Origin of the sequence: Ligilactobacillus sp. LYQ60, from assembly GCF_045033015.1 — a bacterium.
Lineage (GTDB): Bacteria > Bacillota > Bacilli > Lactobacillales > Lactobacillaceae > Ligilactobacillus.
The window spans coordinates 96,109-123,028 of the sequence record NZ_JBJFZV010000003.1 but is presented as its reverse complement, the minus strand read 5'-3'; the positions used below and the strand labels follow the sequence as shown (position 1 = coordinate 123,028).

The following is a 26,920-nucleotide window of genomic DNA, read 5'->3' as shown; positions in this document are numbered from 1 at the left end:
ATGTTAATTGGATCACACGTTAAAATGCGGGGTAAGGACATGTTTTTGGGATCAGCCAAGGAAGCTGCGGGGTATCACGCCAACACGATGATGGTATATACGGGCGCACCACAGAATACCCGGCGCAAGCCCCTTGAGGAGATGAACATCCCGGCTGGAAAACAATTTATGCAGGAACACGGGATTCACGACATCGTTGTGCATGCGCCGTACATTGTTAATCTAGGGAATGCTGATTCGCATAAGTTTGCGTTTGCTGTTGAGTTCTTACAAAAAGAAGTGACGCGGGCGGATGCGCTAGGGGCACCGCAAATGACCCTTCATCCGGGAGCGCATGTTGGAGCTGGTGCTGAAGCGGGAATTGCTAGCATTGCACACGGCCTTAACGAAGTGTTATCTCGGGAACAGCACGTTCAAATTGCTCTGGAAACAATGGCGGGAAAAGGAACCGAAGTTGGCCGGACTTTTGAGGAACTGGCAGCAATTATTGATAAGGTAACTTTAAACGACCGGCTTTCGGTTACCCTGGATACGTGTCATACGAACGATGCGGGGTACGCTATCAAGGACAATTTTGATGGGGTTTTAAACGAGTTTGATCATATTGTTGGACTTGACCGGTTAAAGGTGATCCATCTTAATGATTCGAAGAACCCACAAGGAAGTCACAAGGACCGGCACGAAAATATTGGCTGCGGAACAATCGGTTTTGATGCGTTGAATTATATTGCGCACCATCCGCAATTAACGGATGTTCCGAAGATCTTGGAGACACCTTATGTTGGCCCGGATAAAAACCATAAGTATGCGCCGTACGGGTTTGAAATTCAAATGTTAACAACGAATCAATATGACCCGGATGTTCAGGCTCATGTGGTTGCGGCGAAGGGAAAAGTGACAGAAGGGTAGCCGACTAATAGCCAAAGAGCGGTTGCGGCCTTAAAAATTCCCGAATCTTGAATTGAAGAAACAAGATTCGGGAATTTTTTTGACACAACCGCTCTTTGTTTGTTATCTGTGTATGATTGCAAGTTAAACCAAACAAATGCTAGAAGGTAATGTTAACTTATCCATGTGGACTATCATATTTGGGGTTAATTTCCACTCCGTTCGTTTGTTTTGATATCATAATCAGTTCGTTCTCCCAATCCGTGCCGGACGATGTATACGATGATTAGCATTATAAGGATAATGGCACCAACGCTAACTGAAACACGCGTATCCGGGTTAATAAACATGAAGATAATAATTACGGCCATAAAGGCAAGCGCTAGGTAATTAGACCACGGGTAAAGGGGTAACTTAAACGGGTGATCGGTCATAATCGCGGGGTTATTTTTACGGAACCGAAGCTCGGCTAGAAGAATAACCAGCCACGGAATCATTCCTGGTAGCACACTTGAACTAAAGACAACCACGAACAAGTCAGCGGTGGACTTATTGAATGCTGATGACACAAGGTCAAGGATAAAGCCTAAGAGAATTCCGCCTGAAATAGCAAGGATGGCGTTATTCGGGACAAGGCGTTTGGATAGCTTTCCGAGCTTTTTGGGTGCATCGTTTTCATGGGCCAGCATATAAAGCATCCGGCTGGAACTATAAATTCCTGAGTTTGCCCCGGAAAGAGCAGCAGTAAGAACCACGAAATTAATAATTCCAGCAGCGCTCGTGATGCCAATCTTAGCAAACGTTTGGACGAACGGAGAACCAATTGACCCTAGTTTATTCCATGGGTAAATGGTGACAATTACGCCGATTGCCCCAACGTAGAAGATTAGAATCCGCCAGATAACGGATTTAACCGACTTAACCACAGCGTGCTTGGGGTCCTTAGCTTCTCCGGCAGAAATTCCGAGTAGTTCAATTCCCTGGTATGATCCAACGATGATGGACATCGAGAAAATGAAGCCCTTAATTCCGCCGGTGAAGAAACCACCGTGGGACCACAGGTTACTGAAACCGACAGGATGCCAGTGATTACCAAAGCCCAGAACAATGATGAGTGCTCCCAGAATGATCATGAGGATGATGGTGACAACCTTAATCATGGAGAAGTAGAACTCGAGGGTCCCATATGACTTTGCCGATAACAGGTTAGTAAGGGTTAGAAATGCGATGACGACAAGCCCAGATACCCATGCAGGAAGATGTGGCCACCAGTAATTTAGGTATTCGGTTGCCGCAATAACTTCGGACATCCCAACAACAATGTATTCACAAACATTAGCCCATTTAGCGAGGTACCCCGCTAATGGATGAATATATTCGGTAGCAAACTGGGCAAAAGAGCCCGTTCCGGGGTTGACGTATAGCATTTCTCCTAATGCTCGCATGATAATGTACAAGATTACTCCCACCAGAGCATATCCTAAAATAACGGACGGTCCTGTCCACTTAATGGTTGATGTTGATCCCATAAACAGGCCGACCCCAATCGCCCCTCCAAGGGAAATCATTTCTAGTTGACCAGGTGATAGGGACCGTTTGAGTTTACGTTTCTCCGTCGCCATAAATTTTCCTCCTCACACATTGAAAAAACTAATTTCATTTTACTACAAGCAATTTAAAAGCAATGCATAAAATGAGATTTCTTTCATTTTATCATCATTTTATTTTCAGATGAAGGTAAAATGTAATCAATAAAAAACGGGCGTGGTAAAAGCGATAAGTTGTGCGGGTCACAATTGCGGTGATCCGTTAGCTTTTCCGCTTTCATTTAGCCCGTTTGTTTAGAATTCAATTACATGAGACTAGCAATAGAAAGCATTATTTCCATGGTTAGTCATAGGGTGATGTATTGGCTGGAAGACTTTCCATAATAAGGGTGGCGGTTTCTTCAATGGATTTGTGTGCAACGTTAATTACGAGGCATCCAAGTTGGTGGTAAAGGTCGTTAGCATACTGCAGTTCCTTTTCAATATTATCCGTATTGGAATAGGTTGTTTCAGGATCAAGCCCGTATGCAATCATCCGTTCCCGCCGAATGTCGTTTAAGACGTCCGGATCGTTCGTCAACCCGAAAATTTTGTCCTTATTAACCCGGTAAATTTCTTCAGGAATCTGAGCTTGCGGAACGAGGGGCAGGTTTGCGACCTTGTATCCCTGATTAGCCAGGTAGAGTGATAATGGTGTTTTGGAAGTCCGGGAGATTCCTAACAAGACAATGTCAGCTTTTAAGAGACCGCTTGGATCCTTGCCGTCGTCATAAGTGACTGCAAACTCGATTGCCTTAATCCGATCAAAGTAGTTTTTATCTGTGGTGTGGTTCATGCTGACTCCGTGGGCGGCGTGCTGTCCCGTACGGTGTTCAAGCTTTGCCATCAGGGGTGACATGGTATCAAAGTAATCCAGGCGGTTCTCTTCACAGAACGTATTTACGTGGTGGGCCAGTTGGGGATCAACGAGGGTGTGGATGATAAAAGCATTTTCCCGCTTCGCTCGGTTTAAGATCCCGTCAATTATTGATGTCGTTCGGGAAAACGGAAATTTTTCAACCGTGAAGTGATTATCAGGAAACTGAACAAGAGCTGAATCAACGACGTGCTTGGCGGTTTCGCCGAGTGAATCCGAAATTACATATACCGGAATTGAGTTACTGGTTGTCATGGAAATCCTCCTCTAAGTAAAGCGCTTTTATTCGTAAATATTATACCAAAAAGAAAGCGGTTAGCATGGGGTGAAAAGATTATTGACTGGCGTGCATTAACGGGGGTACAATGTGAAAGGACTGTTTAAGTTGGTCGTATGTACAACGACGGTTACATTTAAGCTCGGAGGGAGGGAAACACCATGTCAAAGACAGTTGTTCGTAAGAACGAATCTATTGATGACGCTCTTCGTCGCTTCAAACGTTCCGTTTCAAAAACAGGTACTCTGCAAGAATACCGTAAGCGTGAATTCTATGAGAAGCCTAGTGTTCGGCGGAAGAAGAAGTCTGAAGCTGCACGTAAGCGGAAGAATAAGCGGCGCTTCTAGTCGCTTTGGGAGGTTGGCTTAATGAGTTTGCTTGATTCATTAAACAAGGATATGGTTGCTGCTATGAAAAGCCATGACAAGGCAACGTTAGGAACGGTGCGGATGTTAAAGGCGGCAGTGGCAAACGAAAAAATTAACCTTGGTCATGACCTCACACCGGACGAAGAACTGGCGGTTTTATCCCGGGAATTGAAGCAGCGGAAGGACTCCATTAAGGAGTATGAGGAAGCTGGTCGGGATGATACGGTTACCCAGTTAAAGCAGGAGATTAAGATTGTTCAGGGGTATATGCCTGAACAGTTAAGCACGGATGAGGTTCGCGCGATTGTCAGCCAAACCATTACGGAAGTAGGTGCCACCTCAAAAGCCGATTTTGGGAAGGTAATGAAGGCGGTTATGCCGAAGCTGAAGGGTCAGGCTGATGGCAAGCTGGTCAATCAGCTAGTTAATGAACAATTAAATGAGTAGATCAGTGTCTGAGGCCGCTACCGTAGCTATGAGGGTTACGATAGCGGTTTTTGTTCTCCAGTACAATGGTCGGGTAAGATTATGTAATGTGCTATAATTACGCTGGAATTAATAACGAAGTAAAGGAGATTTTGTGGGTGACGAATACAGCGGTTGTCGAACGGGAATACCGGCTCGTTAATCCGAAGATTGCAGGGCCGTTGTTTGGGATTAACGATGAGTTCTTGCACCTAATTGAGGAAGGACAAAAGGTGACGCTTAATCCGATGGGCGAGACCGTGAAAATTACTGGTTCAGTCGAAGCAGTGCAACGGGTGAAGGCGATTTTCGATGCGTTGATTAAGATTATTAATCAGGGAATCCGGTTAGGCGGCCCGGACATTGTTTCCGCAATGACGATGGCTGAGCATCACCGGTTAGAGTATTTCCCTGATTTGTACACGACTATTCTCCTTAAAGATGCGAAGGGCCGCCCGATTCGGGTAAAGAATTACGGGCAACGCCAGTACGTGCAAGCCGTTAAGCATAATGACCTTACGTTTGGTATTGGTCCGGCGGGGACGGGGAAAACGTTTTTGGCCGTTGTAATGGCGGTGGCGGCTCTTAAGCGTAAGGAGGTTGAGCGCCTTATTTTGACCCGGCCTGCGGTTGAAGCGGGGGAATCGTTGGGGTTCCTGCCGGGAGACCTCAAGGAAAAGGTTGACCCGTATCTCCGACCGCTATACGATGCGCTTCATGCAATTTTCGGAGCTGATCATACTGACCGCCTGATTGAGCGCGGAGTGATTGAAATTGCGCCGTTGGCTTACATGCGGGGGCGGACGCTTGACAATGCGTTTGTTATTCTGGACGAAGCGCAGAATACCACACGGCAACAGATGAAGATGTTTTTAACCCGGCTCGGATTTGGCTCAAAGATGATTGTCAACGGGGACGAAACGCAGATTGACTTGCCGCAAGGATACCGGGCAAGTGGATTGGTGGATGCTCAGCGTGTTTTACGGAAGCAACCCCACATTGGGTTTGTTACGTTTAATCAGGCTGACGTGGTGCGGCATCCAGTTGTTTCTGAGATTATTAATGCGTACGCCCAGGCTGCAAAGGAGGAGCAGTAGTGGACTTAGAGATTTATGACGAAACTAAACAGGTTAGTGCGGAACGAATTAAGTTAATTAACGATATTCTGAACTTTGCGGGAAAGGCGATTGATCTTCCGGATAATACGGAGATGTCGGTGACACTCGTAGACAACAATCGGATTCACGCGATTAATAAGAAGTATCGGGGCGTAGATAAGCCGACTGACGTGATTAGTTTTGCGCTTGAGGATGATCCGGAAGACGACGTCATTATTATGCCAGAAGGGGCGGCGCTTCCCCGCAATATCGGGGATATTTTTATCTCGATGGAAAAGGTAACGGAACAGGCCGCTTATCTGGGCCATTCTGAAGAACGGGAACTGGGCTTTTTGGCCCTGCATGGTTTCTTGCACCTTAACGGGTACGATCATATGAAACCGGAAGATGAAAAAGAAATGTTTGGGTTACAGCGAAAAATTTTGGGGGACTTTGGGCTTGAACGCTAATCAAAATCAATGGAAGAACCACCACTTTATTCAGGCGCTGCGGCACGCCCTTGATGGGATCGTCACGGCGTTCCAAGAAGAGCGAAATTTCCGCTTTCATTGTTGTGCTGCCGTGGGCGTTGTTGTCTGCGGTTTTCTTTTCCGGGTAACATATTCGGAGTGGTTGTGGCTGCTTGCAGCGGTTACATTAGTGATAGTAAGTGAATTGTGGAACACCGTTACGGAAAATTTGGCTGATTTGGCAAGTCACCTGCAGCGTGATGAGCTTGCTAAGAAGGCGAAGGATGTTGCGGCTGGAGCGGTATTAGTAGCTGCGGCGTTTGCGGTACTGGTAGCAGTGTTAGTGTTTGGCCCCCATGCCTTAGCGTTAGTGAAATAGCGCTGAAAGGAGCAAATGATGCAAGAAAACTTTCATTCAGGATTTGTTGCGATCTTGGGGCGACCCAACGTCGGCAAATCCACCTTTTTAAACCGGGTGGTGGGACAAAAAATTGCGATTATGAGTGACAAAGCGCAAACTACTCGGAATAAGATTCAGGGGATTTATACGACGGATGCCGCTCAGATTGTCTTTATTGATACCCCTGGAATTCATAAACCGCATAGTCGGTTGGGTGATTTCATGGTGGATGCTGCGCTTTCCACCCTTAATGAGGTGGACGCGGTGTTATTCATGGTAAATGCAACCCAGAAACGCGGACGCGGGGACGATTTCATTATTAACCGCCTTAAACAGGTCCATCAGCCAATTTACCTGGTGGTGAATAAAATTGACCAAGTCCATCCTAACCAACTTCCAGAGATTGTGGCGGCGTACCAGGATAGCCTGGATTTTACGGGGGTATTTCCAATTTCAGCCCTCGAGGGGAATAATTGTCCGCAACTGGTGGATGAGCTGGTTCACCGGTTACCAGAAGGCCCCCAGTACTATCCGGCCGACCAAATTACTGACCACCCAGAACGGTTTGTAATTAGCGAGTTGATCCGGGAAAAGGTTTTGCAGCTAACGCGGGAAGAGGTGCCGCATTCTGTGGCGGTGGTTACTGACCGGGTTCAGCGAAAGGACGACGAAAAGGTCCTGGTGCAGGCGACCATTGTCGTGGAGCGGAAGAGCCAGAAAGGCATTATCATTGGCAAGGGTGGCAAAATGCTCAAGCAGATTGGTGTGCGGGCCCGGAAGGACATTGAACGGATGCTGGGCGATCGGGTTTACCTGGAGCTATGGGTGCGGGTGCAGCCTAACTGGAAGGACCGGCAGGTTGACCTGCGGGAGTTTGGTTACCGGGCCGAAGATTACAAATAGTGGAGGACAAGCATGACCATCTACCGGGCAGTTGAATTTCAGGGAATGATTGTTTCCCGGCGTGACTACAAGGAACGGGACATGCTGGTAACGATGTATACCGACCGGTTCGGGTACCGGACCTTTTACGTGCGGGGAGCGCACAAGCGGGGTTTCCGGTTAGCCGCAGCGATCCTTCCGTTTACGTGGGGCACTTACGTTGGCAACGTCAATGATAACGGGTTATCGTACATCAATGCGGCCAAAAACTTACAGCAGTGGGCGGGGTTGTACCAGGATATTATGTTAAATGCCTATGGTACGTACCTTCTTGAGCTTGCGCGGCATGCGGTTCGGGGCGATCTGGCCCTCGCCCAGCAATGGTTTCCCCGGATCCGGCGGGCGTTAGCTATGATCGATGATGGGCTGGACCCGCAGGTGGTAACGAACATCGTTGAAGTGCAACTGTGGCGGTGCTTTGGGGTGATGCCGCACCTTACTGATTGTGTGGTGTGCCACGAGCAAACGCCGCCGTTTGATTTTTCCTTGGAAATGGGGGGACTGTTATGTCAGCGGCACTGGGGGCGTGATCCCCAGCGGTTGCACCTTGATGCCCACACGATATATTTCTTGCGCCAGTTTACGATGCTAAACCTTGAACGGGTGAACCAGATTGACATTCGTCCGGCAACCAAGAGGAACTTGCAGTTGGTAATTGATCGGTTATATGATCATTACGTTGATTTGCAGCTTCGCTCGCGGGAGTTTTTGCGTAAGATGATGGTGGCCCCGGACTTACAGGTGCGGCGAAGGGGCGCAAATTCAGATAATAGAAAATAGGCTGAGGATTTACTTCCTCAGCCTGTTTTAGAATAATGAACTACTTAACGGAATAGCTGGCTGTTGTATACGTCTTTGAACTGGGTAGTCCGTTCTGATGACGCCTGGTGTAATCGGCCATTACGTACTTATGGTATTCGGCCATAGTGGTGAACATGTACGGCAACGTCCAGAAGAAACCAATGCCGTAGGTGATAATGCTTAAAAATAGCCATCCAACGAATGATAACATTAATCCCAATAATTCCCATTTGTGGCCGTCCATTACTTTTCGGCTTAGGGTAATTGCTTTCCGGGCCGTCATGGACGTTCCGTTATCGATGGCATCCTGAATAATGTAGAGAGACTGGGAATAAGCCAACCCCTTAATCCAGCCAGGAATAAGAAAAAGAAAGGACCAGAGCGTGTTAAAAACTAAGGATAAAAGCCACGTCTTAAAGAAGCGCCAGCCCCGGTGGTGGATAAACTGGCTAAAGGTTGCCGCAAAAACGTTATCTGTTTTTTTACCGCTAACAAGGTCATAGGTGGCCGCTTGAATTCCTGTTAGGAGGAATAGTAAAACATAAACCATGGTAAATAAAAAGATGGGAAAAATGATGAGTATGAAAATGCCCAAAATGCCATAAAAGTCGTCGTTAACGGGTTTAAGGATAAGGAGAGTGAGAAGCAACGCAACAGTAAATAACATGTAGCCAGCAAATAGCATGATGTTACTTGCGATGCCAAAAAGAAGAATGGTGAGGGCGCCCCAGCCCCAGTTTCCGCGTAATTTCTCTTTAGCCACGGTTTTTAATGCTTTCCATAACATGAAATCAACTCCCCTATGTGCTTAAATAAAACCCGTTCCGGAAAGATCCAGAACAGGCTTCATTATAGTATATTAAATCACTAGACGTTAAAACTAGTTGTTTGCTGACCATCAGTTGATGTCTGGCCCTGCTGCTTTGAGTATTCGTCCATGACGTACTTGTGGTATTCAGCGAGCGTAGTTTGCATGTAAGGAATCACCCATAGGAAACCAATGAAAAGGGTAAAGAGTGATAAAATTTCCCAACCAAGGAATGAGAGACAGAGGACAAAAAGCTCCCACTTGTGGCCGTCCATTACCTTCCGGTTAAGTGTAATAGCTTCGGTGGCTGTCATTGTCTTTCCGTCGTCGGCAGCATCCTGGGCGATATAAATTGCTTGGGAATAGGCAATTCCCTTAATAATTCCAGGAACAACAAGCAGGAACGTCCATAAGGTCTGGAAGATAAAACTCAATATCCAGGTACTAAAAATCAGCCCAGATCGTTGCCCCTTAATCTGGCTAAACGTGGCCATGAAGACGTTATCCGTTTTCTTATCGTTTACTAGGTCGTACGTCGCAGATAACAACCCTAAACTTAAAAAAGCTGCGATAAGACTAACAACTATTCTAACCCGAAAAACGGGTAGAAAAGTGCAGATTACACAAAAAATCAGTGTCACTAGCGCACCCCAACCCCAGTTTCCGCGTAACTTTTCCTTGGCAGCGGCCTTTAAATCAGCACGTGTCATTAATCAACAACTCCTTTTATGTAATTAATTAAAACGTTAGTAATCTTATCAAATAAAGTTGGGGTGGGTCAAGGAATTCCTCTAATAAACGTTGACATTCCGCCACTTTTTTACTATTCTAGGCGGTAGAAAAGTTTAGTAACGATGGATGAGGATGAATGGTGTCAGCCGCACAGCGAGCCCTGGAAGTGTGAGGGGGCCGGTGAACCGTTCGGGGCACTTCCTGAACTAAATTAATTAAGTGCTAACGAAGATAGTTCGCTAGAAATAGGGTGGAACCGCGGTGAAAATCGTCCCTATGTGCCTGCATGGGCTCATGGATGATTGGGCCGCGGGTTAATTTTTTTAAGGAGGATGGATACAAATGACAGCGAAGTTATCCGTGCAGGATATCATCCTGACGCTGCAGCAGTTTTGGGCGGAACAGGGGTGCATGCTGATGCAGTCCTATGATACGGAGAAGGGAGCCGGGACGATGAGTCCGTACACGTTTTTACGGGCAATTGGACCGGAACCATGGAACGTTGCCTACGTGGAGCCGTCCCGGCGGCCAGCTGATGGGCGGTACGGTGAAAACCCTAACCGGTTATACCAACACCACCAGTTTCAGGTTTTAATGAAGCCATCACCACAGAATATTCAGGAGTTATACCTGCAGAGTTTACAGCGGTTAGGAATTGTAGCTACCGAGCACGATATCCGGTTTGTTGAGGATAACTGGGAGAACCCGTCAATGGGGTGTGCCGGAGTCGGCTGGGAAGTTTGGCTGGACGGAATGGAAGTTACCCAGTTTACCTATTTCCAGCAGGTTGGGGGGCTTGAAGTGAACCCGGTGGCCGTTGAGGTAACGTACGGGCTGGAGCGGTTATCATCATACATTCAGGACGTTAACTCCGTCTTTGAGCTCGAATGGGCGGACGGCGTTTTGTACGGTGATATTTTTAAGGAACCAGAATTTGAACACTCAACGTATTCGTTTGATGAAAGCGACCAGAAAATGCTGTTGAATCAGTTTGATATCTTTGAAAGGGAAGCAAAACGACTTTTGGCGTTAAATTTGGTTCATCCGGCGTATGATTACATCTTAAAGTGCAGCCACACGTTTAATTTGTTGGATGCGCGGGGAGCGGTGTCCGTTACTGAGCGGGCGGGGTATCTCGCCCGGATCCGGAATATGGCCCGGGAAGTAGCACGGGTTTTTGTTGCCGAGCGGAAGAAGCTTGGTTTCCCGTTGATTAAAGATGAGCAGCTCCGGCAACAGCTCTTAGCAGAGGAGGAGAAATAATGGCACATACGTTTTTACTTGAAATTGGGGTCGAGGAAATGCCGGCTCACGTGGTGACACCTAGCGTCCATCAGTTAGCTGACCGGATGGCGGCTTTCTTAAAGGAACAACGACTTGCTTATGACCAAATTGAACAGTTCTCAACTCCTCGCCGGTTAGCCCTCAAGGTCACCGGATTAGCTGATAAGCAGGATGACATTTCAACCGAGGCAAAGGGACCGGCCAAAAAAATTGCCCAGGATGAAGATGGTAACTGGACAAGAGCAGCAATTGGGTTTTCCCGCGGTCAAGGAATGACGCCGGATGACATCTTTTTTAAGGAATTAAAGGGGACCGAGTATGCCTACGTTAAAAAGTTTGTGGCGGGCAAACCTGCTGCGACGGTTTTGCGGGACATGGCGCCGGTTATCACTAAGATGAACTTTCCGACGATGATGCGCTGGGGAACGCAGGACTTTAAGTTTATTCGGCCGATTCGGTGGTTGGTAGCACTCCTTGATGACGCGGTTGTCCCGCTGACCATTCGGGATATTTCTGCGGGGAAAGAGTCCCAGGGACACCGTTTTCTTGGCCACCCGGTAACCATTAAGCAAGCAACGGATTACCCGGAGGTGCTTAAGGACGAGTGGGTGATTGCGGATGCGAGTGTTCGGAAGCGGATGATTACAACCCAGATTGATCAAATAGCCCAGCAACACGACTGGCAGATTAACGTTGAACCAGGTTTATTAGAGGAAGTTAATAATTTGGTTGAGTACCCGACCGTTTTTGCGGGGAACTTTGACGAAAAGTACCTTCAAGTGCCAGACGCTGTATTAATTACTTCAATGCGGGATCACCAACGGTTCTTCTATGTGACGGACCATGCTGGTAAACTGTTACCGCACTTTGTTTCCGTGCGGAACGGGAACACCGAGTACTTGGACAACGTGGTTGCCGGCAACGAAAAAGTACTGACGGCCCGGCTGGAAGACGCCAAGTTCTTCTACGAAGAGGATCAAAAGACAACAATTGCGAACTACGTTGAACAGCTTAAGAAGGTTTCGTTCCACGATAAAATTGGGACAATTTACGAGAAAATGCAGCGGGTTGATAACCTTGCCCAGCAAATTGGGCGGCGGGTTAACTTAACGACGGATGAATTAGCGTACCTACACCGGGCAGCGCAGATTTACAAGTTTGACCTGGTAACCGGGATGGTCGGTGAATTTGCTGAGCTGCAGGGGACGATGGGTGAAATTTACGCCCGGCTTCAGGGCGAGGACGAAGCCGTTGCAATGGCCATGCGGGAAGAATACATGCCAACCAGTGCGGACGGCGCCCTCCCGCAAACGAAGGTCGGTGCAGTCCTTGCGATTGCTGATAAGCTCGATAGCATCCAGGCCTTCTTTGCTGCGGGAATGCTTCCAAGTGGTTCGAATGACCCGTATGCTCTCCGGCGGCAGGCTTTGGGAATTATCCGGATTATCAAGGACCAGGGTTGGAACCTTGGGGTGGCTACTCTAGAAAGGTTTGTTGATCAGGCCGCTCAGCAGTTACCAGCACTGTACAAGACGATTCCGGCAACGGAAAACCGTCAACAGATGATTGCCTTTATGATGGACCGGATTGCGCAGCTTCTCCATGATGCTAAGTACCGCCACGATATTATTGAAACTGTCGTTGCGGGAAAGGACAACGCCTTCCCGGCTATCTTTAAGGCCGCCCAGGTTCTCAGTGACCACAGTGCGGATGCCGACTTCAAGGAAACGATTGAAGCCTTAACCCGGGTTGTTCGGTTGAGCAAGAAGGCCGGAAACTTAGCCGACTTAACGGTTGATCCAGCACTCTTTGAGAACGATTCGGAGCGGCAGTTAAACGACGCAGTTGCGGCAATTAGCGGCGGGTTTGCCAAGCAGGATGTTGCTGGAAAGTACGCGGCGTTAGCTGGCCTGAAGGACGTTATTAGTACGTACTTTGATGCCACGATGATTATGAGTGATAATGAGCAGGTTAAGAATAACCACTTAAAGCAGCTGGTGGTAATTGCGCAGTTGACTCGGACACTGGGAGATTTAACCCAATTGATTGTGAAGTAGTGGTTCCATCATTTCAAATAGCTCAGGAGTGGACTTTTAGTCCGCTCCTTTTTATAATGATAGTTACTATAATTGGGGTTGGTGGCGGTATTAATCCGGAAAGGAGAAAATTGTGGCACGGATTCCAACAGCAGTTATTGATCGGATTCGCGATGAAGTCAACATTGTCGACGTTATTAGTAAGTACGTTCAACTCCGAAAAGAGGGGCAAAACTGGTTTGGGCTATGTCCGTTCCAGACAGAAAATACCCCGTCATTTTCAGTACGAGAGGATAAACAATTTTACTACTGCTTTTCGTGTGGCCGCTCCGGGAACGTTTTCCGGTTTGTTCAGGAAATTGAGCACTGTTCGTTTGTCGAGGCGGTCATTAAGGTCGCTGATTTTGCAAACATTCCGCTCGATGACCAGGTGCGAAATGCAGCTAATGGTGGTCAGAAAACAACTTTATCAGGGCCCGACCAGCGTCTGCGAAAAATGTATGCGGTGGCTGATGATCTCTATCACCATGTGCTGGTGAATACGGCCTTAGGAGAACCGGCCCTTCAGTACGTGCACGGGCGGCACCTTGACGATGAAATTATCGAAGAGTTTCATCTTGGGTTTGCCCCGACAGCAAAGCAGAACCTGCTCGTGGAAGTTTTACACGAACAAGGCTTTAAGGATGACGAAATGCGGAAATCTGGCCTTTTTGTAACGGCACGGGACGGAAGGCTTCGGGACCGGTTTCTTGGCCGGGTGATGTTCCCCCTGCGCAATGAAAATGGCCACGTAATCGCCTTTTCCGGACGGATTTTGGAGAAAGCTCCTAACACCCCGAAGTACCTCAATTCACCGGAAACACCGCTCTTTAATAAACGCCGGGTGCTCTTTAATCTTGATAAGGCCCGGGAAGCAATCCGGCAGGGCGGTGGAGTAATCCTGTTTGAAGGGTTTATGGACGTAATTGCCGCTTACCGCGCAGGGGTTAAAAACAGTGTCGCGTCGATGGGCACTAGTTTAACAAACGAACAGGTAGCTATTCTTCAGCGGCTAACAACGGAGATTAACGTGTGTTATGACGGTGATGAAGCAGGGCAGCGGGCAATTAACCGGGCATTAGGGCTAATGCTTCCGGTAAAGGGGCTTCATCTGGGAGTTATTATATTGCCGGCGGGCTTGGATCCTGATGAGTACCTTCAAAAATACGGGGTGGAAAAATTTCAGCGCACCTTGACAACGACCAGGGAAAGTCCGTTGGCGTTTTTCATGCGGTATTACCGGCAAGGGCGTAATCTGGCAAATGAAACGGATCAGTTAGCGTATCTACAGGATGTTTTACGCGCAATTGCTCGGGTTGATAACCAAATGGAAGTTGACTTGTACCTGGGACGATTGGCAAAGGAATTTCATCTTTCTCAGGAGCAACTTTCATTACAGTTAGCGGGAATTCGCCAGCAGACGGACGCCCAGCAAAGAGAAGAACGCCAAGAAGCACCGCACGAGTTTGCGCAACAGTATGTTGCGGCCCCCACACAACGAGAAAAGCTTTCGCGGACTGAGCGGGCGGAACGGTTATTGTTACACCGAATGTTTACCGATGATGAGGTGCGGGAACGGATTTTTGAGGATTCTGATTTTGGATTTCCACATGAAGTGTATGAGGAAATCTACGTTCATTTTCAGGGATATTTTCAGGACCGCAAGGAGTTTAACGTCGCTGATTTTCTCACGTTAGTGGATGACCAGCGACTTGCCCGGGTAATTAATGCGATTGAAATGGCGCATTATCCGGAGCCGGCGCCGGATGGGGAAGTTGACGACTGTCTGGCGGTTATTAAACATGACTACCCGATAAGGGAAAAAGTTGATAAAATAAAACAGGAGATTGCTGATGCCAAGCGGGCGAACGACCAGGATAGAATTGTGATGCTTCTTACATCGCTGGTTAAACTGCGGCAACAGGAACAAGATGAATAGGGAGGCTGTAAACTGTGGCAAAGGAGAAGAAGGATCAATTTGACAAGGTTGCCTATGAAAAGGCAATCCGGAAACTTGTCCAGAAGTACAAGAAGAGCAAGCAGATTACTTATAACCAGCTGACCGATGAACTGGCAACGCCGCTTCACCTTAATGCGACTCAGATGGATAACCTTATTATTAAGGTGGAGGACGAAGGAATTTCTGTGGTTGACGAAAACGGGAATCCAAGCGAACAAAGTTTACGGGCAGCAAATAGTGAAGCGGAGAAGGCCCGGAAAGATAAAAGTGTTTCTGCACCGTCGGGGGTTAAAATTAACGATCCGGTGCGGATGTACCTGAAGGAAATCGGGCGGGTTGACCTGTTAACAGCGGACGAAGAAAAGGAGTTAGCCCTCAAGATTGAAATGGGGGATGAGGAATCAAAGCAGCTGTTAGCTGAAGCTAATTTACGGTTGGTTGTGTCGATTGCTAAGCGTTACGTTGGGCGGGGAATGTCGTTCCTCGATCTAATCCAGGAAGGAAACATGGGGCTAATGAAGGCCGTTGAGAAGTTTGATTACCGGAAGGGATTCAAGTTTTCAACGTACGCTACCTGGTGGATTCGGCAGGCAATTACGCGGGCGATTGCTGATCAAGCCCGGACAATTCGGATTCCAGTTCACATGGTCGAAACGATTAATAAGTTGATCCGGATTCAACGACAGATGCTTCAGGATCTTGGCCGCGAGCCGATGCCAGAAGAAATTGGATATGAGATGGATATGCCAACTGAAAAGGTACGGGAAATCTTAAAGATTGCTCAGGAGCCAGTGTCGCTAGAAACCCCAATCGGGGAAGAGGATGATTCTCACCTTGGCGATTTCATTGAAGACCAGGATGCAACGAGTCCAGCTGAACATGCGGCGTATGAGCTTTTAAAGGAACAACTGGAGGATGTTTTAGATACCCTGACTGATCGGGAGGAAAACGTTTTACGGTTACGGTTTGGGCTGGATGATGGGCGAACCCGGACCCTTGAAGAGGTTGGTAAGGCCTTCGGGGTAACGCGGGAACGGATCCGGCAAATTGAAGCTAAGGCACTGCGGAAACTGCGGCACCCATCGCGGTCGAAGCAGTTACGGGACTTCTTAGATTAGTTACACAAAGGTGACCAAGAGATTCAAAACGATACAGACGAGTGGGGTAAATTACTCGGAAAAGTAAATTTTTCTAATTTTGCAGTGGAATGCGTTTGTTTTGACATTGATTATGGAAACAGTGAAGAGGCTGAGACGTTTGTCCCAGCCTCGTTCTTAAGGAGGATATTAACGTGGATGCACGGCACCTATCACGACGGTTAGCAACGGCCGCTGAATTTGTTCCTGCGGGTGCGCGGTTAGCTGATATTGGTTCGGATCACGCGTATCTCCCGGCGTTTTTGGCGCTTCAGGGCCAGATTAAGTACGCCGTTGCGGGGGAAGTTGTCCGGGGACCGTACCAGAATGCTTGCCGGGAAATTAAACGGGAAAACCTGCAGGAAATTATTGTTCCCCGGTTAGCAGACGGGTTAGCGGCAATCAATGCGGATGATCGGATTGATACAGTGACAATTTGCGGAATGGGCGGACCGTTAATCCGGGATATTTTGGATGCTGGGGTATGCCAATTGCTGCAGCATCCCCGATTAATCTTACAACCTAATGTGGGGGAACGTAACGTTCGGCGGTGGTGTATTCACCATGGCTACGGAATTGTTGCCGAACGAATCATTAGGGAGGATCACCATACCTATGAGATAATTGTAGCGGATTACGGTCAGGGGATTCGCCAGCTCAGTCCGGAAGAAGAGCTATTTGGACCGTTCTTAATGCGTGAGCACGCGAAGGCTTTCATGGATAAGTGGGTCCGTGAGCGGACCAAACGGGAACGGATTTTATATCAGGTTCAGCAAGCGCAGGCGCCCGCTGAAGCGCGGATTACTCAGCTTCGATCCGAAATTAAGATGATTACGGAGGTTGTGGCAAATGGTAACGGTAAATGATGTTGTTGCCCCGATGGAACGGTATGCACCGGCTTGGCTAGCAGAGTCGTGGGATCATGTTGGCCTCCAACTTGGTGATAACCAGCAGGAAGTTCATAAGATGATGGTGACGTTAGACGTGCGACCAGAGACTGTGGCGGAGGCCGTTGATGCTGGGGTGGACTTGATTTATGCGCACCACCCGGCGCTGTTTCACGCTGTGAAAACCTTTGACTTATCCGTGCCGCAAAACCGGATGTACGCAACCATCCTGCAGCATGGAATTACCGTGTATGCCGCACATACAAATCTGGATAGTACGACTAACGGGATGAATGATTGGTTATGTAGTCAACTCGGATTGACTGATATTGCTGTTCTTATCCAACCAGATGCCTCCCAGAAGGCGCAAATTAAAGCGGAGCATCGGACCGGCCGCTACGGGCTTGGGCGGCTTGGGACGTTACCGCAGCCGTTAACTGCCCGGGAATTTGCTGACTATTGTAAGGATCACTTGAACGTTCCAGGATTACGGTTAATTACGCCTGATCATAACCGGAAGATTTCTAGGGTTGCGGTACTAGGTGGAAGTGGTGCTGGTTTCTACCAGGATGCCCTTGCTCAGGGAGCAGACGCCTACGTGACGGGTGATGTGGGTTATCATACCGCGCATGACATGGTGGCGGCTGGTTTAACGGTGGTTGATCCAGGGCATCATATTGAGGTTATAAGTGCTTCGTATATGCGTCAGCTCTTTGAGAAGTGGAATCAAGAAAATGGTTGGCATATCGCTGTTATTCAGTCCAAAATTAATACCGAACCGTTTGAGTTTGTTTAGGTAGGTTTTTTAATGAGGTGATTAATAGGGGGGCAAAGTATGAGCAACTCGTTCCCTGGTTTTTAAAGTATGTTGGGACGGAAACACGGCCTGATGAAAACGCAACGACAATTCTGTCACCGCAGACACAGGCGAAGATTTCGTTTGTGGAAACCGGTAACTGCGAAGGGTGTATGGTAAATGCCATCAAACTAGCCGAGGAGTTTGATACGCAATACCTGCTCATGAAGTTCCCGCCGAAACGGAGGATCGAGAAGGCTTCTTCCAGTGGGACGGTGGAGCACGTTGAAATGACCTACATTATTCGCGGCTACGATTGGCAAAAATTTGAAGAACGCAAGCAACGGGTAAAAAACATTGCGGCTAAGATGAATGCTAACTACGATGAACCGCGGATAATTGTTGATACGAAGAATCAGTACTATGACATGCGCGAAGTAATCGAAAGGGACATGACCGTCGTTAACGTTGCCAAGTAGGCCATGGGGAAACTCGGCATTCTGTCTGTCGTTTACCCGGTTCGGACGGTGGAACGGATGGCTTTCTTATGGAAATTCCAACGTCGAATTTGTTTGCCGGGACGGACAACAAGCATTCTCGGTATGAGTTTACGTCCGTTGAAGTGATGAAAAAGCCATGGTCGTAATTTTGGAGGTTGTGCGGTTAGTTGCTGGTGAGTAGCTGATTCGTAACATAAAAGTAATTTTCCGTTAGCAGAGCTAGTTCACAAGTGGGCTGGACTCTGCTTTTTCTTCCCGTGTGCTTCGAGGAGGTATGCTAGAATAACAGCAGGTTAGAAAGGGGTATGGAGATGGAAGTCCACAACGTTGAACTAACAATTAGTGCCGTGCGTCCGGAACAGTATCCGCATGGAAATTTACCAGAAATTGCGTTGGCAGGACGATCGAACGTCGGGAAGTCCTCCTTGATTAATACGCTAATTAATCGCAAAAAACTTGCGCGAACGTCGAGCCAGCCGGGAAAAACGCAAACACTAAACTTCTATAATGTTGAAAAGCAGCTTAATTTTGTGGATGTTCCGGGATATGGTTATGCCCGGGCTTCCAAGCAGGACCGTGAAAGATGGGGAGCAATGATTGAGGAATATTTTGCCCAGCGGCAGCAGTTGGCGGGGGTAATTTCCTTGGTAGATTCCCGGCATGCGCCGACTGAATTGGATCAACAGATGATTGATTTTATTCATTACTATCAATTTCCACTGCTGGTTGTTGGCACAAAGGTTGATAAGATTCCGCGGAGTCGGCGTAATCGGAGTGAAAGTGTGATTCGTAAGACGCTACGGTTGGTGCCAGCTGACCAATTGGTGTTGTTTTCAGCGGTGGATCGAACCGGAAAAGACAATGTGTGGCGTTGGATTGAACGGCAGTGTAACTTAACCGCAACGAACGGGGGGAAATAAAATGGATTTTGATGACTACCAAAAAGCAGCAAACCGGACACTTTATGGGAACGAGCGGGTGTTAACCAACTGTGCGTTGGGTTTGGCCGGCGAAAGTGGGCAGTTAATCGAATTGATCAAGGAATACACTTTTCATGGTGACGAGCTTGACCGCGACCGGTTAATTGATGAGATGGGGGACGTTTTGTGGTACCTTTCTCAAATTGCTGAGTGGGCTAAGATTCCATTCAGTGAGGTGGCAGAACAAAACATCGATACTCTCAAGAAGCGGTATCCGCGGGGATATAAACGGGAAAATTAATTTAAGTCGTAAATAAAACCCCACGTAGTTATAGATTACGCGGGATTTTATTTACGAATACTTGTGAAATATTATGCAATTTTTTGCAGAAAACGCCAACGCTATTGTAATTAGTTGTTTTTATGATAACCTAGCACTGTAAAGGCAATTAAGAGCTCTAAATAATTATTTCTTTACTTAAATTGGATGAAATGGGGGGGAGGCATACATGCCAAGATTGAAAGATATTGCACAAAGAGCACACGTCGATATTAGTACAGTATCAAGGGCATTAAATGATTCTCCTTGTATTCATCCAAGTACAAAACGGAGAATTCTTCAGGTAGCAAGTGAATTACGATATGGTTCAAATGCAACTAAGGAAATTTTGACTGGCGGACGAGTACATGCTGTGGGGATTATTGTCCCAGATATTGAGTTGAATATTTTTATGGACTTTGTTAGGGAAGCTGAACTTCGTGCTACTGAAGAAAATTATGACCTTGTTGTATGTTTATCGGGTGATGATGTGCAACGTGAAAATAGGTTATTAAAAAAGATGAGGACGGGGTTAGTTGATGGTATTGTTATTACCTCAACGGGAGGAAACAATACGTTACTGAATGATATTAATGCTAGCGGTATTCCTGTCGTTCAAGTTTTACGTGATGTTAGCCAGAAACTTGACTGTGTATCGGTTGATTATGGACAGAGTGTTCGTGATGCCTTTACGGTGTTGCAAGATGCAGGTTGTCAGCAAATTGGTTTAATCAACGGGCCTTTATCTGATATTTCATATCATGAAAAAGCTATAGTGTACAAGCAACTAGCCCAAGAGGCTGGCTATTCAGCAAAAATGGCAGAATTAGATGCTTACCCACATTCTTTTGTTAGAGCTGGATACGATCTTTTTAAGGACTTGTATAGTAAAACGTCAAATATTGACGGGGTGATGGTGGCAAATGATTCGGAGGCGCTGGGTGTTCTTCAATATGCAGAGGAATACAATATTAAGATTCCAAAAGATATTAAGCTCATTAGTCTTGCTGGAGGAACTGTTAGCAGATTGACTTCAAATGAGGTGAGTGCAATTGATTTTCCATCAGATGAACTTGCTCGTTGTGCAATACGCATGGTAATTACCAAAGTTGAAAAATTAGAGCAGTATTCAGAAATTCACAGAGTAAATGTACAGACACGGTTTGAAAAACGAAAGACATGCTAGGGGGAGTTTGTGATGGCTAAGGTTAAGAATTTTCATACTATTTTTCCAGCAATTTCAGTCCCAATGAATGCGGATGATTCGATTAATGAACCGGAATTCCGGGCATACCTTCGTTGGCTAAAGTCCTTTTATGATGACGGAATTCAAGGAATTGTTACCAATGGTCACACGGGAGAAATCACGGCTTTAACGCGGAAAGAAAGAAAAAGGATTACGGAAATTGCTGCTGATGAAGTCGGGGATACTTTGACAATTGTTTCAGGTGTAAGCAGCGAAAACACACGTGGAGCTATTGAAACAGCTCGTGATGCTAAGGAAGCGGGAGCAGATGGGATTTTGTTAATGCCACCGCATATGTGGCTTCGCTTTGGAATGAATCCAGAATCTCCATTTCAGTTTGTCAATGATGTTGCGGAGGAAGCTGATATCGATATTATTTTGCATCTTTATCCAGCATATACTAAAGCGACGTATACAGCTGAACAAATGATTGAGATGTTGACTAAAATCCCGCATGTTAAAGGGGTTAAAATGGGGACTCGTGTTCAATCTGTCTATGAAGAGCAGGTTCGGTCAATCCGTAAAGCGGCGCCTGACGCAGCATTATTAACATGCCACGATGAAACCATTTGTAATTCATTATTTCCGGAAATGGATGGCGCAATTTTAGGATTTGCTGGGTGTATTCCTGAATTAATTACCAAGGCTTTTAAGGTGGCAAGGACAGGAACTTGCACTGAGTTACATGCAGTTGATGATCGAATTTTCCCAGTAGAACGCGCAATTTATCGTGGAGGGCAACCTTCTGGAGAAGCGCATGCCCGGTTAAAACAGGTATTGGTTGACCGTGGGATCTTTACAAGTGCACACATGCGTAAACCGGTTCTTCCATTAACGGAAAATAGTAAAACAATTATTGCTCAAGGAGTTGCAAATAGTAAGTTAGCGCAGGTTGACCTGTCGAAATTTTAGTAATAATTAGGATAGCTAGCGTCATATAGACTTTTGACGTTTAAAGCGTTGCTGCACGTGATTAAACGGTAGCAACGCTTTTCTTGAATAGGGGGCGAGATAATGACATTTATGCGCCATAGCATAGCCATGATCGTTTTAGTTGCGGTTACCTGTTATATTGTTGTTACTGCTTGGTTAAGTTATCGCTGGCGGGGGAATTCCAACGAGGATTTTATGCAAGGGGGGCGGCAGCTTTCGTTCATAGTTGTTGGTATAATGATTTTTTCGAATTATAACGGAATTATGGCGATTATCGGTACTCCTCAACGGGCATTTACAGGGGGACTAGCAGCAAGTTGGTCCTTAATTGCTGCTGGAATAGGGTTTCTTCTGTACGGACTCTTTTTTGTAAAACGTTTGTATGGGACAGGGAGTTTTACAATCTCGGGTGCAATTAGGGAAAAATATGGTCGTTCGACGCAATTAATTGTGTCCTTAATAATGATTTATGCAATGTTAATGTTGAATTTAAACACTTATATTAGCGGAGCAAGTGTATTGCACGAAATTTTGGGGACAAGGTTGCCAATTGCGATGTTATTGATTGCGGTTGTTAGCACTATTTACTTTAGTATTGGTGGGATGAAAAGCGTTGCACGTACTACATTGATTCATACTGTGATGAAATATCTTTGTGTATTAATTATTGCGGTAGTTGCTTGGCGCATGTCTCATGGAATGCACCAAGTAGGTATAGGATTGCCTCATTATTATTTTACGATTACCGGGAAAGTAGGGGTAGGAACAATCGTTGGTTGGATTCTTACTTCTATTGGGGCAATCTTTTCTACTCAAACGATTGCTCAAGCAATCGCATCCACTTCAAGTGCTCGAAACGCACAACGAGCTGCCTATAGTGCATGCCTCTTAGTGCTACCTTTTGGTATTTTATTGGGGATAATTGGTGTTATTGCTCGGTTTCTTTTCCCGCGAATTAATCCGCTATATGCTTTGCCCGTTTTTCTAGGTCATATGAATATAATTGCTGCAGTAATATGTTCTATTGGATTACTTGCAGGGGTTTTTGTTGGGGTTAGCTCGTGTGGTTTAGCAGTAGTAGCTTTATTTATTAATGATTTTTATATTCCCCGTTGTCACCCTGAACCAGATAAACAGCTTCGGGTAACTAGAATTACTTCTGTAATAGTAGGATTACTTCCGCTCATTTTTATGTTTTATGTTCCAAATATTTTGGCGTTATCTTTTTTTGCTAAGGCCTTACGTGTTTCCATTGCGATAGTGGCTGTAATGGCTTTTTATCTTCCAACATTTAATTCGACAAAAACTGCTAATGCAGCGCTCATTGGGACGACGGTATTAACAACAGTATGGTTTATTTTAGGAAATCCATTTGGAATTAATGATACCTATATTGCGCTTATCACTCCTATGATTGTAATGGTTGTCGGGAATACGTTTAAACGAGTTGCTATACGTTAGGTTTATAATTAAGTAATAAAAATAAAAGGACATCTTCAATTAGTTATTGATATGAAGACGTCCTTTTAATTATTTTTTGGGATTGCTTTCTTTTTTAGCGGAAGTTTTAGGCTTCCGCTCATCTTTTCCCCGCTTCTGGTCATCAGGGCCGATGGCAAATTGGTCAAATAGTTTGTCTAGGTTAGCGTCCCGGGTAATTTTTAATCCCATCGTGATTCCTCCTTTGATAATTATCAGCGTTAGCGTACCAGTTTTATAAATAAAGCGCAAACGAGAATTTTTGAACGGAATTTTATTCGCGTTATAATCAGGTGAGATTAATTATTACGAAGGGAGGTTATAGGTTTTATGGTAACCCAACACATTGAAAATAAATTAAAGCTCTTGCCAGATTTACCGGGATGTTACCTGATGAAGGATGTTAACGGGCACATTATTTACGTGGGAAAGGCTAAAAACTTAAAGAATCGGGTGCGGTCGTACTTTAAGAGTTCCCATGAAGGGAAGACAGCGCGGTTGGTCTCCCAAATTAGGGACTTTGAAACAATTATTACGTCGACCGATAAGGAAGCTTTTCTCTTGGAAATCACGCTGATCCAGAAGCATAAGCCCTACTATAACATTAAGCTTAAACAGGGAACGGGTTATCCGTACATTAAGATTACAAACGAACGGGATCCCCAGCTAAAGATTGTTAGTCAGATAAAGCGGGATGGTGGCTTCTACTTTGGACCGTACCCGAACGTTTATGCGGCTACCGAAACGCTGCACCTGCTGGAGAAGGTTTATCCGTTAAGGCACTGTTCGGGGCGTCAAGGACGGCCATGCCTGTACTACCATATGGGACAGTGCTTAGGAGCGTGTTTTAAGACCGTTCCTCCGGAAGCGTACGCGAAGAATATCGAAAAAATTAAGAGTTTTTTGAACGGAAATGTTGGGCAAATAAAGCGGGAGCTACGGACAAAAATGGAAAAAGCGGCCGCTAACCTCGAATTCGAGCGGGCCGCGGAGCTTCGGGATCAGCTTAAGTATGTGGCGATGACGGTCGAAAAGCAAAAGATTATTTCCAACGATAATACTCCCCGGGATGTAATCGGATATTACATGGATAAGGGATGGCTATCGTTGCAAATTTTCTCAATCCGACAAGCCCGGTTAATGAAGCGGGAAAAACGACTTTTTCCGTGTGTAGATACGCCGGAAGCGGAAATGACATCGTTTATCCTTCAGTTGTACCAGCAACGTAACCGAATAAAGCCTAAGGAACTATTAGTTCCAGCCAGTTTGGATACAAAAATGTTGAGTGATTTACTCGGAATCCCGGTGCGCACTCCAGTGCGCGGACAAAAGCGTTCCCTCCTTGAAATGGCTCAGAAAAACTCCCGGTTAGTTTTGGAAGAGAAGTTTCGGTTATTAGAGCTAGATAATCGGAAGACGGTGGGTGCGATGGATGAGTTGATGGATGTTTTGCATTTACCTCATGGGCACCGGGTTGAGGCGTTTGACCACTCTCACATTCAGGGGCAGGATCCCGTCTCAGCGATGGTGTGTTTTATTGACGGGCAACCAAATAAGAAGGAATACCGGAAGTATAAGTTACGCGATGTTGACCATGCGGACGAGGCTGCTAGTACCCGGGAAGTAATTTACCGGCGGTACAGCCGGATATTAAAGGAGCACAGTGAGCTGCCGGATTTAATTCTCATGGATGGTGCGGAGACACAAGTTGCGGCCGCCCAGGACGTTCTTGAAAATCAGTTGGGACTAACGATTCCAGTTGCGGGAATGGTGAAAAACACGCACCATAAAACGGCTGACCTGATGAACGGACAGTACCAGAAAGTTCAGTTGGACCCCAAAAGTGAGGCGTTTTACCTGTTACAGCGAATTCAAGACGAGGTTCACCGGTTTGCAATTACGTTTCACCGGCAACTGCGTTCCAAGAATTCGTTATCGTCTCGCTTGGAGCAGATTAAAGGGGTTGGGCCGAAGACGCGAATTAAGCTGTTAAAACAGTTTGGTTCCCTCAGACACATTGAGGAGGCTTCACTGGAAGAAATTGAAGCCCTTGGCATTTCCACAAAGGTGGCTAAGGCAGTGAAATTAAGCTTACGAAATGTTTAGTAGCTGGTTAGTGGGTGAATTTGGTATAGTAGGACAAGAGATTATACTGGAAAAGAGGGACGGATATGTTTGTTGATCACGTTCAAATCCAAGTAAAAGCTGGGAAAGGGGGCGACGGGATCGTTGCCTTTCGGCGGGAGAAATTTGTGCCAAACGGCGGGCCAGCCGGTGGTGATGGTGGCCGGGGAGGCAGTATCATCCTCCGGGTTGATGAGGGCCTTCGCACCCTAATGGATTTTCGCTATCACCGCATTTTTAAGGCGAAAGCCGGACAAAACGGGATGAATAAGGGAATGTATGGTCGGGGTGCTCAGAACCTCGTAGTGGCTGTTCCGGGGGGAACGACCGTAACGGACGCTGATACCGGAGAGGTACTAGGTGATTTAACCGAAGCGGGCGCTGAGCTGGTTGTTGCAAAGGGGGGCCGCGGTGGTCGCGGAAACATCCACTTTGCAAGTCCGAAAAACCCCGCACCAGAGATCGCGGAAAACGGCGAACCGGGGCAGGAACGAACGCTTAATTTGGAATTGAAGATGCTGGCTGATGTTGGGGTAATTGGTTTCCCGTCGGTGGGAAAGTCGACGTTACTTTCAGTAGTGACGAGTGCAAAACCCAAAATTGCGGAGTATCACTTTACCACGTTGGTGCCGAATCTGGGAATGGTTCGGCTAGACGATGGTCGGGATTTTGCTATGGCTGATATGCCTGGTTTGATTGAGGGGGCCTCAGCGGGAATTGGGTTAGGAATTCAATTTCTACGGCACATTGAGCGGACCCGGGTTCTCCTACACCTGGTTGATATGTCGGGAACGGAGGAACGCGATCCGTACGGGGATTTTTTGAAAATTAACGCTGAACTTAAAAAGTACGACCCAGCTTTACTGGAACGGCCGCAGATTATTGTGGCTAGTAAGATGGATATGCCCGATGCAGCAGTGAACCTGGAACGGTTTAAAAAGCAGATTGCAGCGAACCATACCTTACCACAAGCTCCGGAAATTATGGCTATTTCGGCCCTTACGCACCAAGGATTAGATCAGTTAGTTCACCACGTTGCGGATGTTCTTGATCAAACACCGGCGTTTCCGGTGGCAACTACGGGACAAAAGGAGCCGGTTGAATACACGGCGGATTCAGCAACGGAACCGGCCTTTACCGTTACTCAGGCCGCGGATGGGACCTGGGTTCTTGGGGGAACGCGGCTGCTTAAACTCTTTAAGATGACCGATTTGAATCATGATGAGAGTCTAATGCGTTTTGCCCGGCAAATGCGGGGAATGGGCGTTGATGATGAATTACGGCGGCAGGGCGCCAAGAATGGCGATCTGGTTCGGATTGAAAAATTTACGTTTGAATTTGTTGATTAGGGCGGAATAAGCACTAAAATATGGTTTCGGGTGCCTTTTTTAGGTGGGCAAGAATTTAAAAATAAACGGGATAAGTATAAGTTTAAACGCCACTAAATTGTGCGTTGTGCAATACGGCTGGTTTTGGGCTTTTCTTTGCCCGTTTTTTTGTTTGTTATTAGTCAAATGATGTTGGAAGTTTTTGATGAGATTAGAGAAAAG

General features: G+C 46.6%; 27 protein-coding genes. 22 read left to right on the top strand and 5 right to left on the bottom strand.

Translation table 11 applies throughout. The features are described from left to right. On the top strand, window positions 1-909 hold the full coding sequence (locus ACI3EZ_RS04295; protein WP_405025639.1) for a deoxyribonuclease IV: 909 nt from the start codon (window positions 1-3) through the stop codon (window positions 907-909). A gap of 185 nt (window positions 910-1,094) precedes the next feature. Here the strand turns inward: ACI3EZ_RS04295 and ACI3EZ_RS04290 are convergent, their stop codons facing one another. Then, window positions 1,095-2,510: an amino acid permease gene (locus ACI3EZ_RS04290; RefSeq protein WP_405024211.1), complete on the bottom strand. Its 1,416-nt coding sequence runs from the start codon at window positions 2,508-2,510 to the stop codon at window positions 1,095-1,097. A 268-nt stretch (window positions 2,511-2,778) separates the two neighbouring features. Then, entirely contained in the window at window positions 2,779-3,606 is an 828-nt protein-coding gene (locus ACI3EZ_RS04285) for a pyruvate, water dikinase regulatory protein (RefSeq protein WP_405024210.1), read from the bottom strand. Window positions 3,607-3,789: 183 nt separating this feature from the next. On the opposite strand from ACI3EZ_RS04285, the gene rpsU reads away from it, so the two are divergent. The 7 genes from rpsU to recO all read left to right on the top strand — a co-directional run bounded on the left by rpsU (window position 3,790) and on the right by recO (window position 8,150). Further along, window positions 3,790-3,975 carry a 30S ribosomal protein S21 gene (gene rpsU, locus ACI3EZ_RS04280; RefSeq protein WP_283581936.1) on the top strand — a complete coding sequence of 62 codons (186 nt, stop codon included), beginning with the start codon at window positions 3,790-3,792 and terminating at the stop codon, window positions 3,973-3,975. Window positions 3,976-3,996: 21 nt separating this feature from the next. Further along, complete coding sequence (locus ACI3EZ_RS04275; RefSeq protein WP_405024209.1) at window positions 3,997-4,443, top strand: GatB/YqeY domain-containing protein; 447 nt, start codon at window positions 3,997-3,999, stop codon at window positions 4,441-4,443. 137 nt (window positions 4,444-4,580) lie between these two features. Further along, window positions 4,581-5,558: a PhoH family protein gene (locus ACI3EZ_RS04270; RefSeq protein ID WP_405025638.1), complete on the top strand. Its 978-nt coding sequence runs from the start codon at window positions 4,581-4,583 to the stop codon at window positions 5,556-5,558. After that, complete coding sequence (gene ybeY, locus ACI3EZ_RS04265) at window positions 5,558-6,028, top strand: rRNA maturation RNase YbeY (protein ID WP_405024207.1); 471 nt, start codon at window positions 5,558-5,560, stop codon at window positions 6,026-6,028. Before ACI3EZ_RS04270 ends, ybeY begins: the two co-directional genes overlap by 1 nt. After that, window positions 6,018-6,407, top strand: a complete 390-nt coding sequence (locus tag ACI3EZ_RS04260) for a diacylglycerol kinase family protein (protein WP_405024206.1) — start codon at window positions 6,018-6,020, stop codon at window positions 6,405-6,407. Before ybeY ends, ACI3EZ_RS04260 begins: the two co-directional genes overlap by 11 nt. Before the next feature lie 18 nt (window positions 6,408-6,425). Then, window positions 6,426-7,331: a GTPase Era gene (gene era / locus ACI3EZ_RS04255; protein ID WP_405025637.1), complete on the top strand. Its 906-nt coding sequence runs from the start codon at window positions 6,426-6,428 to the stop codon at window positions 7,329-7,331. A gap of 12 nt (window positions 7,332-7,343) precedes the next feature. After that, on the top strand, window positions 7,344-8,150 hold the full coding sequence (gene recO, locus ACI3EZ_RS04250) for a DNA repair protein RecO (protein ID WP_405025636.1): 807 nt from the start codon (window positions 7,344-7,346) through the stop codon (window positions 8,148-8,150). Window positions 8,151-8,190: 40 nt separating this feature from the next. On the opposite strand, the gene ACI3EZ_RS04245 is transcribed toward recO, so the two are convergent. Together ACI3EZ_RS04245 and ACI3EZ_RS04240 are read right to left on the bottom strand one after the other, a co-directional pair. Further along, window positions 8,191-8,958: a DUF975 family protein gene (locus ACI3EZ_RS04245; protein WP_405025635.1), complete on the bottom strand. Its 768-nt coding sequence runs from the start codon at window positions 8,956-8,958 to the stop codon at window positions 8,191-8,193. An 80-nt stretch (window positions 8,959-9,038) separates the two neighbouring features. Beyond that, a complete protein-coding gene (locus ACI3EZ_RS04240; RefSeq protein WP_405025634.1) occupies window positions 9,039-9,689 on the bottom strand; it encodes a DUF975 family protein in 651 nt (216 codons plus the stop codon). Between the two features lie 364 nt (window positions 9,690-10,053). Here ACI3EZ_RS04240 and glyQ point away from each other — a divergent pair, with 364 nt between their 5' ends. The 12 genes from glyQ (at window position 10,054) to ACI3EZ_RS04180 (ending at window position 23,228) form a co-directional block, all read left to right on the top strand. After that, on the top strand, window positions 10,054-10,974 hold the full coding sequence (glyQ, locus tag ACI3EZ_RS04235) for a glycine--tRNA ligase subunit alpha (protein ID WP_405024203.1): 921 nt from the start codon (window positions 10,054-10,056) through the stop codon (window positions 10,972-10,974). Then, window positions 10,974-13,052 carry a glycine--tRNA ligase subunit beta gene (gene glyS, locus ACI3EZ_RS04230; RefSeq protein WP_405025633.1) on the top strand — a complete coding sequence of 693 codons (2,079 nt, stop codon included), beginning with the start codon at window positions 10,974-10,976 and terminating at the stop codon, window positions 13,050-13,052. Before glyQ ends, glyS begins: the two co-directional genes overlap by 1 nt. A 112-nt stretch (window positions 13,053-13,164) precedes the next feature. Continuing rightward, window positions 13,165-15,009 carry a DNA primase gene (gene dnaG / locus ACI3EZ_RS04225; RefSeq protein ID WP_405025632.1) on the top strand — a complete coding sequence of 615 codons (1,845 nt, stop codon included), beginning with the start codon at window positions 13,165-13,167 and terminating at the stop codon, window positions 15,007-15,009. 14 nt (window positions 15,010-15,023) lie between these two features. Beyond that, window positions 15,024-16,148 (top strand): RNA polymerase sigma factor RpoD, encoded by a 1,125-nt coding sequence (rpoD, locus tag ACI3EZ_RS04220; RefSeq protein ID WP_405024200.1) that lies wholly within the window; start codon window positions 15,024-15,026, stop codon window positions 16,146-16,148. A 173-nt stretch (window positions 16,149-16,321) separates the two neighbouring features. Next, on the top strand, window positions 16,322-17,032 hold the full coding sequence (locus ACI3EZ_RS04215) for a tRNA (adenine(22)-N(1))-methyltransferase (protein ID WP_405025631.1): 711 nt from the start codon (window positions 16,322-16,324) through the stop codon (window positions 17,030-17,032). After that, entirely contained in the window at window positions 17,016-17,849 is an 834-nt protein-coding gene (locus tag ACI3EZ_RS04210; protein ID WP_405025630.1) for a Nif3-like dinuclear metal center hexameric protein, read from the top strand. Before ACI3EZ_RS04215 ends, ACI3EZ_RS04210 begins: the two co-directional genes overlap by 17 nt. A 17-nt stretch (window positions 17,850-17,866) precedes the next feature. After that, window positions 17,867-18,328 carry a hypothetical protein gene (locus ACI3EZ_RS04205; protein WP_405025679.1) on the top strand — a complete coding sequence of 154 codons (462 nt, stop codon included), beginning with the start codon at window positions 17,867-17,869 and terminating at the stop codon, window positions 18,326-18,328. A gap of 332 nt (window positions 18,329-18,660) precedes the next feature. Continuing rightward, a complete protein-coding gene (gene yihA / locus ACI3EZ_RS04200) occupies window positions 18,661-19,269 on the top strand; it encodes a ribosome biogenesis GTP-binding protein YihA/YsxC (RefSeq protein ID WP_405025629.1) in 609 nt (202 codons plus the stop codon). A 1-nt stretch (window position 19,270) separates the two neighbouring features. After that, window positions 19,271-19,570, top strand: a complete 300-nt coding sequence (locus ACI3EZ_RS04195) for a nucleoside triphosphate pyrophosphohydrolase family protein (RefSeq protein WP_405024195.1) — start codon at window positions 19,271-19,273, stop codon at window positions 19,568-19,570. A gap of 208 nt (window positions 19,571-19,778) precedes the next feature. Continuing rightward, entirely contained in the window at window positions 19,779-20,774 is a 996-nt protein-coding gene (locus tag ACI3EZ_RS04190) for a LacI family DNA-binding transcriptional regulator (RefSeq protein WP_405025628.1), read from the top strand. A 12-nt stretch (window positions 20,775-20,786) separates the two neighbouring features. Further along, complete coding sequence (locus ACI3EZ_RS04185; RefSeq protein ID WP_405025627.1) at window positions 20,787-21,746, top strand: dihydrodipicolinate synthase family protein; 960 nt, start codon at window positions 20,787-20,789, stop codon at window positions 21,744-21,746. 102 nt (window positions 21,747-21,848) lie between these two features. Further along, complete coding sequence (locus ACI3EZ_RS04180; RefSeq protein WP_405025626.1) at window positions 21,849-23,228, top strand: sodium:solute symporter family protein; 1,380 nt, start codon at window positions 21,849-21,851, stop codon at window positions 23,226-23,228. Between the two features lie 69 nt (window positions 23,229-23,297). Here ACI3EZ_RS04180 and ACI3EZ_RS04175 read toward each other — a convergent pair whose 3' ends face one another. Then, window positions 23,298-23,438: an SPJ_0845 family protein gene (locus ACI3EZ_RS04175; protein WP_405025625.1), complete on the bottom strand. Its 141-nt coding sequence runs from the start codon at window positions 23,436-23,438 to the stop codon at window positions 23,298-23,300. A gap of 138 nt (window positions 23,439-23,576) precedes the next feature. Between ACI3EZ_RS04175 and uvrC the strand changes: the two genes are divergently transcribed. Both uvrC and obgE read left to right on the top strand, forming a co-directional pair. Further along, a complete protein-coding gene (gene uvrC / locus ACI3EZ_RS04170) occupies window positions 23,577-25,352 on the top strand; it encodes an excinuclease ABC subunit UvrC (RefSeq protein ID WP_405025624.1) in 1,776 nt (591 codons plus the stop codon). A gap of 65 nt (window positions 25,353-25,417) precedes the next feature. Beyond that, the gene (obgE, locus tag ACI3EZ_RS04165; protein ID WP_405025623.1) at window positions 25,418-26,719 is read left to right on the top strand and encodes a GTPase ObgE; all 1,302 of its coding nucleotides are present in this window, start codon (window positions 25,418-25,420) and stop codon (window positions 26,717-26,719) included. Window positions 26,720-26,920: the final 201 nt, after the last annotated feature.

Bases quoted from the DNA above. Each gene is read 5' to 3' on its own strand.
- ACI3EZ_RS04295 (WP_405025639.1), top strand. From the start codon at position 1: ATGTTAATTGGATCACACGTTAAAATGCGGGGTAAGGACATGTTTTTG.
- ACI3EZ_RS04290 (WP_405024211.1), bottom strand. From the start codon at position 2,510: ATGGCGACGGAGAAACGTAAACTCAAACGGTCCCTATCACCTGGTCAA.
- ACI3EZ_RS04285 (WP_405024210.1), bottom strand. From the start codon at position 3,606: ATGACAACCAGTAACTCAATTCCGGTATATGTAATTTCGGATTCACTC.
- rpsU (WP_283581936.1), top strand. From the start codon at position 3,790: ATGTCAAAGACAGTTGTTCGTAAGAACGAATCTATTGATGACGCTCTT.
- ACI3EZ_RS04275 (WP_405024209.1), top strand. From the start codon at position 3,997: ATGAGTTTGCTTGATTCATTAAACAAGGATATGGTTGCTGCTATGAAA.
- era (WP_405025637.1), top strand. From the start codon at position 6,426: ATGCAAGAAAACTTTCATTCAGGATTTGTTGCGATCTTGGGGCGACCC.
- recO (WP_405025636.1), top strand. From the start codon at position 7,344: ATGACCATCTACCGGGCAGTTGAATTTCAGGGAATGATTGTTTCCCGG.
- ACI3EZ_RS04245 (WP_405025635.1), bottom strand. From the start codon at position 8,958: ATGTTATGGAAAGCATTAAAAACCGTGGCTAAAGAGAAATTACGCGGA.
- ACI3EZ_RS04240 (WP_405025634.1), bottom strand. From the start codon at position 9,689: ATGACACGTGCTGATTTAAAGGCCGCTGCCAAGGAAAAGTTACGCGGA.
- glyQ (WP_405024203.1), top strand. From the start codon at position 10,054: ATGACAGCGAAGTTATCCGTGCAGGATATCATCCTGACGCTGCAGCAG.
- glyS (WP_405025633.1), top strand. From the start codon at position 10,974: ATGGCACATACGTTTTTACTTGAAATTGGGGTCGAGGAAATGCCGGCT.
- ACI3EZ_RS04210 (WP_405025630.1), top strand. From the start codon at position 17,016: ATGGTAACGGTAAATGATGTTGTTGCCCCGATGGAACGGTATGCACCG.
- yihA (WP_405025629.1), top strand. From the start codon at position 18,661: ATGGAAGTCCACAACGTTGAACTAACAATTAGTGCCGTGCGTCCGGAA.
- ACI3EZ_RS04195 (WP_405024195.1), top strand. From the start codon at position 19,271: ATGGATTTTGATGACTACCAAAAAGCAGCAAACCGGACACTTTATGGG.
- ACI3EZ_RS04190 (WP_405025628.1), top strand. From the start codon at position 19,779: ATGCCAAGATTGAAAGATATTGCACAAAGAGCACACGTCGATATTAGT.
- ACI3EZ_RS04185 (WP_405025627.1), top strand. From the start codon at position 20,787: ATGGCTAAGGTTAAGAATTTTCATACTATTTTTCCAGCAATTTCAGTC.
- ACI3EZ_RS04180 (WP_405025626.1), top strand. From the start codon at position 21,849: ATGACATTTATGCGCCATAGCATAGCCATGATCGTTTTAGTTGCGGTT.
- ACI3EZ_RS04175 (WP_405025625.1), bottom strand. From the start codon at position 23,438: ATGGGATTAAAAATTACCCGGGACGCTAACCTAGACAAACTATTTGAC.
- uvrC (WP_405025624.1), top strand. From the start codon at position 23,577: ATGGTAACCCAACACATTGAAAATAAATTAAAGCTCTTGCCAGATTTA.
- obgE (WP_405025623.1), top strand. From the start codon at position 25,418: ATGTTTGTTGATCACGTTCAAATCCAAGTAAAAGCTGGGAAAGGGGGC.